The sequence below is a fragment of the Paenibacillus alba genome (assembly GCF_013204855.1).
Taxonomy (GTDB): domain Bacteria; phylum Bacillota; class Bacilli; order Paenibacillales; family NBRC-103111; genus Paenibacillus_E; species Paenibacillus_E alba.
On sequence record NZ_JABMKZ010000031.1, the window covers coordinates 63,925 to 78,388 of the forward strand.

The 14,464-nt window shown below is 38.1% G+C and carries 11 protein-coding genes; 3 read left to right on the top strand and 8 right to left on the bottom strand.

The window, feature by feature from the left end:
* Positions 1-159 precede the first annotated feature (159 nt).
* The 4 genes from hpf to HQN90_RS39730 all read right to left on the bottom strand — a co-directional run bounded on the left by hpf (position 160) and on the right by HQN90_RS39730 (position 5,067).
* Positions 160-708 (bottom strand): ribosome hibernation-promoting factor, HPF/YfiA family, encoded by a 549-nt coding sequence (hpf, locus tag HQN90_RS28295; protein ID WP_173225166.1) that lies wholly within the window; start codon positions 706-708, stop codon positions 160-162.
* 160 nt (positions 709-868) lie between these two features.
* Positions 869-1,066: a cold shock domain-containing protein gene (locus HQN90_RS28300; protein WP_028556842.1), complete on the bottom strand. Its 198-nt coding sequence runs from the start codon at positions 1,064-1,066 to the stop codon at positions 869-871.
* Positions 1,067-1,396: 330 nt separating this feature from the next.
* The gene (locus HQN90_RS28305; protein WP_173225169.1) at positions 1,397-3,280 is read right to left on the bottom strand and encodes a methyltransferase domain-containing protein; all 1,884 of its coding nucleotides are present in this window, start codon (positions 3,278-3,280) and stop codon (positions 1,397-1,399) included.
* Positions 3,281-3,342: 62 nt separating this feature from the next.
* Positions 3,343-5,067, bottom strand: coding sequence for a glycosyltransferase (locus HQN90_RS39730; RefSeq protein WP_173225172.1), 1,725 nt, complete (start codon positions 5,065-5,067; stop codon positions 3,343-3,345).
* Positions 5,068-5,265: 198 nt separating this feature from the next.
* Here HQN90_RS39730 and HQN90_RS28315 point away from each other — a divergent pair, with 198 nt between their 5' ends.
* From HQN90_RS28315 to HQN90_RS28325, 3 genes are all read left to right on the top strand, one after another.
* A complete protein-coding gene (locus HQN90_RS28315) occupies positions 5,266-7,125 on the top strand; it encodes a glycosyltransferase (RefSeq protein WP_173225175.1) in 1,860 nt (619 codons plus the stop codon).
* A 459-nt stretch (positions 7,126-7,584) separates the two neighbouring features.
* Entirely contained in the window at positions 7,585-9,420 is a 1,836-nt protein-coding gene (locus tag HQN90_RS28320) for a glycosyltransferase (protein WP_173225178.1), read from the top strand.
* Positions 9,421-9,429: 9 nt separating this feature from the next.
* The gene (locus tag HQN90_RS28325) at positions 9,430-11,391 is read left to right on the top strand and encodes a glycosyltransferase family 2 protein (RefSeq protein WP_173225181.1); all 1,962 of its coding nucleotides are present in this window, start codon (positions 9,430-9,432) and stop codon (positions 11,389-11,391) included.
* Between the two features lie 84 nt (positions 11,392-11,475).
* Here HQN90_RS28325 and HQN90_RS28330 read toward each other — a convergent pair whose 3' ends face one another.
* Genes HQN90_RS28330 through fliD form a run of 4 tightly spaced genes read right to left on the bottom strand, consistent with a single transcriptional unit; the run spans position 11,476 to position 14,415 of the window.
* Entirely contained in the window at positions 11,476-11,838 is a 363-nt protein-coding gene (locus HQN90_RS28330) for a hypothetical protein (protein WP_173225184.1), read from the bottom strand.
* Positions 11,835-12,224, bottom strand: coding sequence for a flagellar export chaperone FliS (gene fliS / locus HQN90_RS28335; protein ID WP_173225187.1), 390 nt, complete (start codon positions 12,222-12,224; stop codon positions 11,835-11,837). The genes HQN90_RS28330 and fliS overlap by 4 nt, the downstream gene beginning before the upstream one ends.
* A 7-nt stretch (positions 12,225-12,231) precedes the next feature.
* Positions 12,232-12,609 carry a flagellar protein FlaG gene (locus HQN90_RS28340; protein WP_173225190.1) on the bottom strand — a complete coding sequence of 126 codons (378 nt, stop codon included), beginning with the start codon at positions 12,607-12,609 and terminating at the stop codon, positions 12,232-12,234.
* A 21-nt stretch (positions 12,610-12,630) separates the two neighbouring features.
* The gene (gene fliD / locus HQN90_RS28345) at positions 12,631-14,415 is read right to left on the bottom strand and encodes a flagellar filament capping protein FliD (protein ID WP_173225193.1); all 1,785 of its coding nucleotides are present in this window, start codon (positions 14,413-14,415) and stop codon (positions 12,631-12,633) included.
* Positions 14,416-14,464: the final 49 nt, after the last annotated feature.

Here is a 14,464-nt window from a genome sequence, read left to right on the forward strand (position 1 = left end):
GCCTTCTTACTGATAAACTGTCCATTTCCTGTAAAAAGATCAGGTTATTGCTTATTTAAGTAGTATTGATTCGAAGTTTAAAATGAATGCATATAAAAAAGCTTAATTCGACAAAATCGAATCAAGCTCATTTTTGAGAAAGTATAAGGGCTAAATTTCTTAAATAGCTGGCTCTATAAGTCCGTATTTACCATCGTTGCGTTTATAAACGACATTTACCGTGTCTGTATCCATGTTGGAGAAAACAAAGAAGCTATGCCCAACCATGTTCATTTGAAGAATCGCTTCTTCCACATCCATCGGCTTCAAATCAAAGCGTTTGTTCCGAACCAATTCAAAATCTTCTTCCTCTTCTACATAAGTAACAGCTGAAGTTTCAACTTTAAACAGGTCACGCTTGCCGCCTTCTTGGCGAATTTTGCGGTTCGTTCTCGTTTTGTGTTTGCGAATTTGGCGTTCCAACTTGTCCACGACCAAATCGATCGATGCGTACATATCCGCATTACGCTCCTCAGCTCGGAGCAGCACGCCTGTCAGTGGAATGCTAACCTCAATAGATTGCAATCCTTTAATAACGCTCAGTTTCACTTGTACATCTGATGTAAGGGGGGCTTCAAAATACCTCTCAAGTCTGGTCAATTTCTTGTCCACATAGTCCCTAAGGGCTTCAGTTACTTCAAGGTGTTCTCCGCGTATGCTAATCATCATAGTTAAACATCTCCCTTCCTTACTTACAGTATACTACATTCCACCCTCATCTTCATAATTCCTTTAAATTCCGAGCTAACATTGTGCAAAAAAAACACCCTAGGAGTATTCCCTAGAGTGTGCTCTTAGATGTATACAAGCGGTACCTCGTACCGAATGGTTATAGTCTGCTTACATTAGCGGCTTGTGGTCCGCGCGCGCCTTCCACAATGTCAAACTCAACGGCTTGACCTTCGTCCAACGTTTTGAACCCTTCAGATTGAATTGCTGAGAAATGCACGAATACATCTCCACCATCTTCACGCTCAATGAAACCATATCCTTTTTCCGCGTTGAACCATTTCACTTTACCTTGCATACCGTACACATTCCCTTCGTTTTAAAAAATGTAAGCCCTTACTTTTCGACTATATCACCCCTAAGCTTGACCTGTCAATTTCTAACTTAACCATAAATTAAATATTTAGAAAATTCGGGTATATACAAGCCGTGGATAAGTGAAAAATTTGTAGAATCTTGTCGCGGCGGGCTTCTTTACAACTTATTAACAAAGTTATACACAGAGTTGTGCACATTATCCACAGGAGGACTAATGGGTAGTGCTTATGATTTTTAAAATAATTACTTCTTCATTGTTAAGATGATATATTGTTTGAAATTAAGGGCAATATTCCAATCGATATTCTAATCATTCGCCCTGTTGTATATCGGTGTTCATAATAGAACTCAGCGAAATTTCTTTTCTTCGTTTCAAGATCTCATGAATTTCTTCATTATTTTTCACTTTAACCCAATCACCGCTAGCAGAGTCAAACATCTTGATAACTCTTGCAGGATTGCCAACCGCTACACTATAATCTGGGATATCTTTATTTACAAATGTGTTAGCTGCAATTACACAGCCTTTACCAACCCTAACATTTCCAACAATAACACTATTAATTCCTAGCCAAGAACCTTCACCAATTGACACTTCATTTTTGGTGGAAGTAACACCTTGGTAAATTATGGGCAATGATATATTCTCATAAGCATGCCCGCAATCTGCGATGTAGACGTTAGGACCAACAATAACATGCTTCTCGACTACCACTTTATTTGCAACAGAGATAGTAAAGTTTTTTCCAATTTGACATCCTTCCTCAATTATAATTTGTGGCTCTTCTTTGAATTGATCAACAGCTATATTTAACCAACAATCTTTTTTAATAAGAACGTTATCTCCGATTGATATTGCCTCAGCTCCGACAATCTCATATCCATCAGCAATATAAGAATTTATTCCGAATTTATAAAAGTTTAAATTTTGAATGCTACGACTATTATGAGCTGTTGAATTATTATTTAAGTTGCTAGAACCATCCTGTACCTCAGTAACATTAGGCAAAATCCTCTTTTGCTTTTTTCTACACACAGCAACAACATACATAGGCTGTGCATCTTTCACATCACCAAGAGATACTAACTCGTGGCCTGTTGCTTGAATCTCATGTTCAGGAATGAATTCTGCATTCATCTTACGCAGCTGTCTCATTACTTGAGAATAATAAGTGTTATTATCATTTGAAAACGTTTGTCCAAATAGCTCCAAAATATCGTATTCTTTCAATAGTTCTCCAACGAATTCGGTCACGCTGTATTCGAATTTATGATGAGGATTGAATGGCTTTTCAACGTAATATGTACCTGGATTAGTAATTAATCGATTCGGTGTAGATACAAGAAACAATCCATCATCTTTAAGTATTCTAGCAGATTCACGAATCCAGTGAGCGCCACTCTCTAAATGCTCAATAGTTTCAAAAGAAACAACCACATCAAAGCTATCATCCTCAATAGCCAACCTATTTACATCTCCATAAACAAAATCCACATTATCTGCACCATATACTTTGCTAGCATTTTGCAAACTTTCTTCAGAGATATCTACACCTAATACAAATTTTGCCCCTGCCTGTTGGAGCATCTTGGATCCATAGCCTGCACCACAAGCAGCATCTAACACCATTTTATCTTCTACATATTTAGAAGCTAACAAATATCTGTGTATGTGCTCTTCAAGTACATTACTGTAATTATCTTTAACTTCCTTATTAATGACCAGTCTCTCGCCTGTAAAGGCAACATCATTTTGCTCTATTGTTAAAATATCCCCGCTCGTGCTTTTCACCGTATTACCGGTTAACCTTTCTATTAAATCAATTACATCTTGACTCTTTTCTTTTATGTTCATGGCATAACTAATCGCCAGTTCCTTCTCCCCAAACTCTGCAAGAACCACACTTAAATTTATCAATGTATCTTTATTATACGAATCGTACTCAAGAGCTTTTTCGAGTAAGGGTAGAATCAAATCGTAGCACTCGTTCTCATAACCTGTAATAGCTAATAAATTGCAAATAGCTACCTTCTGAGTTACCCGTGCGTCTACAACTCCCAATACCTCCTGTAATGCATTATCATTATCTTGACATCTAGTGAGCAATTCCTTACTATTCTCAAGCACATTAAGCTCGTTGTCTATTTCCATTAATAATTCAATAACGCTTTTGTTCTCCACTGACTCCGTCATTGCAATCCAAGCCTCTTTTCATATTTCATAAGTTGAGAGCCACATACAAATTTCTTAATTCGTTAAGTAGTCAAGCATTGCGAACGAATCTCTTGCAGCCAATGTTGGACCTGTTCGCTTTTTTCGGGCAGTAATTCCAACCAGTTCAAAGCCAGTTCAAGATGTCCCATGGTATACATCGTTAACCCCAAATTGAATAAAGTTGCTGGATGCTCATCATTTTCTTCAAAAGCAAAGTTTAAATAAGTTAGCGCTTGTTTTGCATCATTTTTTTCCAAATATTGAATGGCTAAATAATTAAATAATTCCACTTTTTGGTCGTAACCGACTTTTTCGATAACACTTATTATCCTTTCGGAACTATACTGTGATAATTCCTTCAAATTATGATCTAACTCCGTTTGCATAACCAGATGGTTAATAATTTGTTTTAACTTAACTTCCGAGTCCATATTTTTGGCTTCTACTAGAAATTCATGTATTTCATACAATTTTATGGATCCAACTCCGGATATTTTTGACAAAGAATGCATAAAGTCTTTCTCTGACGCTGTAGATTGACCAACCGTTCCAGTAATTCTCACTTCAGGAAAGAACGCTGCTTCAAAAAAACTTTGAACTTCTCCAAATGTCATTCCTACAAGATGGTTCCGTTTTATCGTGCCTTGAAGCATATTTTTTATAGTACTGTAATGAATTAAATTGGGACATGCAGCGATCAGCACACCATCTTCTTTTAATTTCTTTCTGAATTCAGTTAATATTCCTTCATCTGCTGACCAATAATAGATTGGATCATTAATAAAAATATAATCAAAAAGCAATGCTGGGAACTTCTGAGATGCTTCATATACACTCCCACGTTCAATAGAAGCAACTATTTCTGCCACTTCCGCCGCGTTTGAGTTACTCTCAACACCAAACAATTCAGCTTGAGGGAATTTTTCCTTTATACTTAACAAAGTACCGCCACAGCCACAACCAATTTCTAATACTCTGAATGACATGTTGCTTGTTCGATTAATTAATGAAATAAAATCGACTTTAATCTGATTGGCAGTGTCCGGATCATAGCCCCATTTATCTCTGAATTTTTGATTATTGTTTTTCATTAGTTGTAAATATTGAGGGGGCGCATCACCAAAAGAAATACTTCCGAAATGATGGATAAAAGTATCTTTGCATAACATTAGTTTGTATCCTGCGAGTCGAATGCGCACCGAATAGTCATCATCTTCATAGTTACCTGGTGTGAAAATTTCATCCAGCAGACCGACTTGGTCCACAACTGATTTTTTAATTAACATCGAGTAGCCGACTAGCTTTAACCTTTCTTCCCATTTCGATGCATTAGATTTGTTATAACCCGCTGCAAATGAGTGCATCTCTTCAATCGATTGATAGTCAACAAATATAGCTTGACCATATGAGCAATTATTGGTAACAGTCCCGACTGCACCTATCTCAGAGCTACTATTTAGACAAACCCTTAAATTAGTAAGCCAATTTTCTGTCACGATTGTATCGTTATTCAATAATAGTATACTATCTCCACTTGCGACCTCAATTCCTTTATTGCATGCCTTAGGAAAACCCAAATTACTATCGTGTAATATCGTAATAATATCTTTTTGTTCTTTTAACCAATTTCTAGTATCATCCTTAGAGTCATTATCAACAACGATAATTTCATAATCTTCTTTTGTAGTATACCGTCTAATACTATCGATACATTTTTGGGTAAACTCAAATTTATTGTATGTTGCGATAATAATACTTGTCTTCACTTATTTACCTCCGACCGATAACTGGGCTAGTATTTAGATTATAGTATATATATCGACATTCCCAGGAAAAAAGTGAGGAATTTTATCGCTTCTTATAAAACAATACTTTAGTATTATGAGGAACTCACTTTTTCTATAATCATTTCTTCATGGTATAATATGTTAATTTCAATAGATGTAGTTCAATAAGGAGGATTCATGGATAAGCTGCTGTCACTTTGCATGATTGTCAAAAATGAAGAAAAAGTTCTTCGTAGGTGTCTGACTAGTATTCGTGACTGCGTAGACGAAATTATCATCATTGATACTGGATCTACTGACGGAACTAAAGAAATTGCTAGAGAATACACGGAGCAGTTGTATGAATATAAATGGGAGCAAGATTTCTCCGCTGCTAGGAACGAAGCCCTTCGTAAATCTCGCTCTAAATGGATCCTGGTTTTGGATGCTGACGAATATGTGCAAACAGAAGAACTGGCTCAAATGCGGAATTTTTTACTTTCTATGGATAGTACTAAACCCGTCAGCTTCTTGCTCCCCATTTATAATTTTACCGAATCTGTTCAATCAGGTAAGTTTGTTGAATCAACAGCTATACGCATATTTCTAAATCATCCTGATATTTATTTTGTACGTCCAATACATGAACAACTTGTATACCAAAACGGGGAATTGCAAACAACTTTTTATCCATCTCTGCACATCTTTCATACTGGTTACACGGAAGAAACTTTGCGTGAAAAAGACAAATCCAATCGTAACTTAGCTATATTCGAAAAACTAAAGGAAACAAAGGAATTTGAAGAATACGACTACTACACACTCGGAAATGAATATTTTGCTATTCGAGACTTTCCTAAAGCCCTAGAAAACTACAAAAAAGCTATGACTAGTCGATCCAAAAATCAAGTTTATATGCTACATTGCTTTAATCGGACTGTTTCTGTACTTATGACGTTAGAACTGTTTGATGATGCCATGAGTTTGGTTGAGGAAGGTATCCAACGTTGGCCTGATCAAGTTGATTATTTTTGTTTCAAGGCCGCAATATACAAAGATGTCGGTCTCTACGAAAAGGCGGCTGAGTTTTTTGAATTGTGTATTCAAATGGCGGAGAATCCCAAGGATTCAAACGGGCGTTATTGGGTTGTATCACCAAACTACGGCAACTTTATCCCTTATTCTAATTTGGCCAGCATCTATCATTCACTACTCGATATTCCAAAGACAGTCTATGTATTGACCAAACTAATAAATCTCGACAGTAGCAACCAAGCCGTTTTGTTTCAACTTTTAAAACTTTTGCTACCAAATGAACCTATGTCATCAATCATTACTTTACTAGACAAGATTTACTTCGAAATGAGCCAGAAACAAGTGTTACAGTTATTTGAAATTGCATTGTTACTAAGTCACAAGGGACTAGCAGAACATTTTTACCAACTATGTTTGAGAGAAAATATCCCTTTATCTCCTCTATCCCAAATGCGATACGCTTTGATTTCTGATGATCTTCAAACTTTTGACATCTGTTTATCGAATATTCACTTAGACAACTCCTCAGATCAACAGGGACAAATCAATAAACTTACGACAATCGCTGAAGCAATCTGGGATAAGTCTTATCACTCAGAAGATCTTTTGGATATTGAGTTAAGTGTTTCGATACTTATCGATTTATTTAATATGGGTCATTATAGTGCTTATGATTCATTAATTCAGAATGCCTCACACGATAAGTATGTTATAGCCAATCGATTAGGAGACTATTTTATAGGAAACGGTCAATATCAGCTTGCTATCGACTATTACTCACTTTTACTATTAGACGACAAACTAGAATCATCTGGATATGAAAATCTAGCTAGGCTTTACCTGATGCAAGATGAGATCAAAGAGAGTTTACAGTTTTTGCGAAAAGCAATCGAGTTAGAAACAAACAGCCTTGGAACTTACACTCTTATGCTAAGATATTGTGACGAGGATGAAAAAAAAGAAGTACTTCGGGTATTTAAAGAGAGGTTTCCAGAATGCTATTCAGTCGTTAAGAACTATTAATTTTAAGAGTCTGTTCAAAACAGTATCCCCTGGTAGTAAAAATAAAAAAATGCACCTATTGAATATGGTAAATGGAGGTATCCCTACAACCAAAATTACCTATCAGCAAGGTGCATTTTTATATACATACAGCTTGAGCTACTACCCTATCACTTCATTGAATATACTCTTCGATTTGAAGTAATACATTATTATTCATTAGATGTACGCCACCATTCACTTTAAGCCAAATATTTATACTATTACGTATATAGACATATATCAACAAATTAATTAGCAGAAATAATTGACTATTAACTGTGATCCCCTACAATGCACTCTATCGACAAACGCTCATCAATGTCGAAATTCCGACACGATTCTATGATTTCTGATATAATATAAATAATTTAAACATTACTTGCACATCCTACCTTATCAAATTACAATACGTAGGCCTACTTGAGGAGATATACAATAATGCCATTCTTGAGCTTGTGTATGATCGTAAAAGACGAGGCTAAGCATTTAGATAAATGCCTTCAAAGTGTCTCCAATTGTGTTGATGAAATTATTATTGTAGATACAGGCTCAACGGATAGTACCAAGGAGATTGCTACGCGGTATACTCCGTACGTGATCGATTTTGCGTGGAAACAGGATTTTGCAGCAGCACGCAACGCTTCGATCCTTCATGCTAAAGGGAAGTGGATTCTGTATCTGGATGCCGATGAATTTATTAACCCCGAATTTGCAACGGATTTACTGCGCTTCTTAGAGAAGCTGCCTAGTGATGTCCCAACTGGTGTAATCGTTCCCATTTACAATTATGTCGGTGAATCAAATTCCGGTAAAATATCAGAGTCCAAGGCGATGCGGATCTTCAGTAACAACCGTCAAATTTATTTCGTCCGGCCGATCCACGAACAGCTTCTCTGCACGGACGGAGTTCTTCAAGAAGTAGAGTTCTCTTTCCCGATTTATCATACCGGTTATTTGCAGGAAGTCATAGAAGCCAAGGATAAGTCTTCAAGAAATATGGCGATCTTTGATTTGATGTCCCGTCAAGGAAATTTATCTTGTTACGACTGGTTTACACTTGGAAATGAGTACACGGTTCAAGGCCTGTACCAGAAGGCTTTAGAATGCTACGAACAAGCACATCAACCATCCGAGATGCAGAAAAGTTGGCTGCCGCTATGTATCGGCAACATGATTAACTGTTGTATCAACCTGGAGAAGTACTTGGAAGCCTACCAGCATGTTCTGACAGCACAAAAGACCTGGCATGACGCTTGCGACTTTTACTGGCTGCAGGGCTACCTTCTAGCAAGGCTAGGATTGGATAGCTTCGCTATCGAGACTCTGCGCACATGCATCCGACTGGGCGATAATTCGGAACAACTGGAATCCAACAAAGTGCTGATTAGTCCCAACAATGCTAGCTCGTTACCTCTACAACAATTATCGGTTCTGCATATACGCAATTTCGACTTTCAGGAAGCCGTAACCACATTGTCCAAATTGCTCTATGTGGCCCCCAATAACAAGATGGTGCTCAAGCAATTACTACAAATTTTACTTTCCTTTGGTGAATCAGAAGGCTTGGAGTCACTTCTGCGTTCGTTTTACCCGTTACCTCAGTCGTATCAGCTCATCATGATACTAGAGTTATGCATCGAATTAGGAAGTAAACCGCTCTCGACCTCGTACTTGAACATCTGCACGGAACAATGTGTTGAGCTGCCAGCAAGATTAGAATTGCAATACGCCATTCTTCATGAAGATGCACTGTTGTTTGGCAGACTCAAACCAAACCAACCAACTGCAGAACTAGACATTGACATTGCCTTTATGTCCTTTTTGCTATGGGGAGGCAACCTTCCGGAAGTAGGCAAACAGCCACGTGATATTGATTGGCTCGCACAAACCTACATGAGATTTTTCTATGCTGAACAGTTTGCCTGCTGTGATCGCTTGATTGAGCAGTATCACAGCTCTTCATTGCTGAATGTACTGGGGAACAACTTTTTTAAAGATCGGCAGTACGAATTGGCTATGGATTACTATTCCACATTGTTGAATCAAAATGCTCTCTCAGCTGAAGGCTATGAGAACGTTGGCCGTTTATACATCGCCCAAGGCGATGTGTCAGAAGGGATTACTTATATACGCCAGGCCATTGAACTTAGCCCAATGAATATTACTCTATATACTTATTTACTTCAACATCTGACCGAAACATCCGAACAAGAAAATATAAAACTTACATTAATGGATAAGTATCCGGGATTGAACCATTTCCCGCTGCTTTAAGGAGGACGTATGGATCAGTTGCTCTCACTTTGCATGATTGTAAGAGACGAGGAGAAAGTGCTAAGGCGGTGTCTAGATAGTGTAAATGACTATGTGGACGAGATCATCATTGTGGATACGGGGTCCGTTGATTCCACTAAACAAATTGCACGGGAATACACAGATAAAGTTTTTGATTTTGAATGGATCAACGACTTCTCCGCAGCCAAGAACGCAGCCATTCAAAGAGCAATGTCCAAATGGATTCTAGTTCTAGATGCAGATGAATACGTCGACTCTACACAAATGGTCCATTTGCTAGCGATGCTCAAGCAAGCCGATCATGATACGCCGATGGGTTACATCCTTACCATATACAATTACACTGGGCCTATTAGAAAAGGAAAAATGGTTGAATCAACTGCACTGCGGCTATTTTCTAATCATCCGGATATTTACTTTGAGCGCCCCATCCATGAGCAGGTCGTATACCGCCACGGCCATTTTGAACAAACTTATTATCGTCTTTCGATTTTCCACACAGGTTATACGCTCGAGGTAAGACAAGAAAAGAATAAATCAACTCGAAATCTAGCTATTTTTGAAAAATTGAAAGAAACCAGACAATTCGAAGAGTACGATTATTTTACGTTGGGAAATGAATATTTCGCAGTAGGGGACTTGAAGAAGGCACTCTATTATTACAAGCGGGCAACCACAAAAAAAATGGAGAATCAAGCATTTATGTTGCACTGCTTAAATCAAACGGTTATCACTCTCATTGAACTCGACCGTCTGAAGGAAGCATTGGAAGTGGTAGAAAGTGGGCTGAGCCGATATCCCGCTTATGCCGACTACTACTGTTTTAAAGGTCTCATTCTCGAAAAGGTGGGGCTCACCACTCTGGCTATAGAATGGTTTGAAACAAGCCTGAAGATCTCAAATTCACCGCCTAACAAAGACGGCCGTTACTGGCTCGTATCTCCCAATTACGGAAGTATTATACCTTTGGTACATCTTGTAAATCTGTATTTAAAGAATTCAGATGTTCCTAAAGCAGTCAGCGCTTTAACCAAACTCATCAACCTTAGCCCAGGTGATCAGAAGGTGCTTTATCAGTTATTAATTCTGCTGACTCAAAGTGAAACCATTTCATCAATTATTGATTTCAATAAAAAAATATTTGTAAATCCATCTCAAACAGATATCCTGCAGTTGTTTCAAGTTAGCTTGTTATTAGGAAATCAAGAATTAACAGCTCATTACCAGTACCAATGCGAACAGCACAAGATTTCGCTGTCATCCCATTACAAGCTGCTCTCGGCACTGATCCATGATTCTCAGGATGAATTTCAACGAATCCTGCAATTGATGCCGCCGCAAGAACAGAGCGAGCACAATAATAAACTCTTCATCTTAGCAAGCCTCGTTTGGAACCAATCTGCCTATGCGGACCAATTAATTGAAACCATTGATGGCAGCACGCTACAGAAGGAACAGCTTCACCAAATCGTTCAAGTAGCTCTTCAGTTGACCACTGAAGGAACTAGTCCAACGCTCGATTCAGAACAACTTAATTACGCCGTAACTTTGCTCATCGACTTGTTTAAATATGGATATTTTGACGCATATGACCGATTTATTGAACAACTTCAACCCTACTATTTTATAGTAGCGAATTTAATTGGCGACCACTTTTATTCGCAAAGTCAGATTCAGCTCGCACTGGACTATTACTCTATGCTTATACAGCATGAACAGCTTGCCGCAGTAGGATACGAAAATGTAGGGAAATTGTATGTGAATCAAGGCGATGTGGAAGAAGGCTTGGCTTTTGTGCGTAAATCAATTGAACTTAATCCATACCGTCCTTACCTGTATGTATTTTATTTAGCGCAATGCTCAGATGCTGACCTCTCCAAAGACGTGCTAGACAGATATAAAGAGCAATACCCACACTACTATGGGCTAATGATGAACGCTATGCGATAGCTCATAAACATTTATTCACCAAGCAAAACGAGGCACTATGCAAGCAGAATCTGCTTACAAGTGCCTCATTTTCATGTGTATCATTTATTTTCTATTATCAATAAAATAACCTTCTGCCTGTAAATATTGATTCTGGTAGGCATGCTTATGCTGCTTCATCAGCTCTATCTTAGAGATATTAGTCTTGACTACTTTCTGAAAGTTAATAAGCTTTGCATTGAAAAGAGTTTCTAACTGTTGACATTCCGAAGCAACTCGTCTAATCTGATCGTTTAGCAGAGCAGGTTGAAATTGGGCCAAGCGCTGGCTAAGGATCTCTTGCTCCTGCTGCAAAGCGTTCAATTTCGGGATTTCTTGCTCTTCCTCAATATCAATCTCCAACAATTGCTCCGTCTTATGCTTTAGCTCAATCAGTAAAGATAAAATCTTCATTTCTTGTTCTATCATGATTGAACTTTCGCAACGGCATGAAGCTCCTTCATGGCCGTAACCCACGTATCACGTAGTTCCGAAATTAACGCTATACACTCTTGAAGAGCACTTACATCCAACTTGAAATTAACATGAAACAATCTTCTTTTTACATAATCATAAATTTTCCTTAATTGGTCAGCAATTTCATAATTATGATTAAGTGTAATCGTCAATTCATCCAAAATATCTACTGCTTTCTTAATGTTTATGTTCTTTAAATTAAAATCCTCATTTTCTATCGCCATTAAACCCTGTTTCATAAATTTAATACACCCACTAAAGAGCATGGTCGTTAATTCCCAAGGAGCTGCAGTGTTGACTTGCATTCTAAGATAAGTTGCTTGAGCTTGTTGATTCATGCTAGTCCTACCTCTTCTCGTCAATATTGAGTCCATTAATTTCTTGAAAACTAGCAATCAAATCTGCAATTTTTTCATTCGGAATTTCTCGAATGACCTCATTGGTGTCTTCATTAATTACCTTCACCATGATTTGCCCCGTTTTTTCATGTATGCTATATGCGAACTTATGTCTGGCGCCCTCAAGTGTCTTGTTAATTTTCTCAATAGCTTGTACGACTGCTTTGTCCGAAACCGTTAACTGATAATTCTGTTTCTGCATAAGTTGACTGACTGATTCCAAGCCGCCAATATCTGAGCTTGCTGAAGTGGAAGAAACAGTTATATTCGTATAGGGAGTTTGATCACCACTACGCGTGAACCCCCCAAATGAATTTATCTCCATATATTTATCACCTCACTGTATTTAACCTGCAAATTTCGCTAATGAGTTCATTATCGTATTACTCTTACCAATTGCCGTATCCATAGAAGAGAACATTTTGTAATAATAATCTTCTTTTTTCGCCAATTTAACAGAAAAACCAGTTATGTTACTATTCAATTCGGTAATTTGTTTACCTATTGTACTAGATACATTATCTGTCGAGGTACCTGCTCCACCCGCTTTTTCAATGATTTGCTTCATTGAAGTAGAAACCTGGGTGTACATCTTTTGAGCTATTCCATCGGGATAGTTTGAGAATGTTTGGATAACCGCATTCGGATCCTTGCTTAAAGCTGCACGCAAAGCTGTTTCATCCAAAGTCAATTTCCCTGCATCGCTAGTTGCGCTGCTGTCATAGGCTTTAGTTGTGATACCTATTTTGTATAAGGCATTGTATGTTGAAGAAGTATTCGAGCCAACAGAAGTACTCACTAACGAACGCAATCCACTTAATGCTGATTGGAGCATATCGTCACTACGAAGAATACCACTCTTTGCCTTAGTTTCCCAAACTGTAATCTCTGTGTCTTTCATATCTTTCTTTTGATCATCAGTTAGTGGCGTATAGCTGCGGTATTTATCTTCTTTGACTCTTTTATTCATCAGATCTATTGCATCATTATACGCAGTCACAAAGCTACTAATTTTCTTGACTGTGCTGTCTATATCTTGACTAATATTAACGGATACTGGGCTCGACGTAACTTGATTAAGTGTATAGGTAACGCCACCCGCTGAGAAAGTGTTAGAACTCCGTGTAGACGATACACCGTCGATAGTTAACTTAGCATCTGTACCTATTTGTGTTGTGTCTACGTTACTGCCAGTCAAACCTAATGCTCCCAGAAGATTACCAGTTGTATCACTCATCGCTACCTGAGCGTTGGCCCCAGTATCCTTGGATGCAACGGTTACTCTATCCGTCTCAGCATCGTAAGACATATTAACGCCAGCACTAGATGCATTAACCCGTGACATAATACCGGAAAGTGTGTCTCCAGATGTGTACGAAATAGTTTGACCGTTTATGTTGAAACTACCAGATCCGGAAAGAGATGTGCTAAATTGTGTCTGATTACTTAAACTTAGCGAAGGATCGATTCGATTCGTCTGAGCATTCGTAAAACCAATTGAGGCAATTCCCGTATTTCCAGATAAAACTTTAACAGAGATTTGACTCGAACCGGAAAACTCAATTTTGTCACTGGAGTTGGCGGAAACTGCGATTTTCCCACTTCCAAAGCTACTATTAATACTTGATTGAATTTGTGCAGCAAGCTGTGTCTTATCATAAGTCCCATCAGCTATAGTTACTGTTCTTGAAACGCCTGCGTACGTGACTTGAAAAGAATTATTGTTCGATGCTGCTGCAATGACGGTTGAGGCATTTACGCTACTACTTCCTGTCATTACATTTTGTGAGATGGAATTTTTGTTGAAAGCTGTAGCTCCAGAAGCCAAATTTTGTACAGTAATACTATGAGAGACTGAATTAGCTGTACCGTCAGCCTTAGCTGTGACCGCTGTTGGATTCGATGTTGTCGCTGATAGCTGATTCCAATCTCCAGAAAGCTTCATACCATCCAATTGCGTCTTCAAGCTGGCGAGCTTGGTATTGACCTCCCGATACAGATCAGAACTCCAACCCAGTGTTGTTTTCTTCGCCTTCAGTTTATCAACGGGAGCATTTTCTGCTTTCATCAGTTTAGTTACCATACTTTCAATATCCAAACCCGAGTTAAGCCCTGTTACGCGATTAACCATTCCTATCAACCTCCTTGTTTGAATTCTATACTTTATTTATCGTATTTTA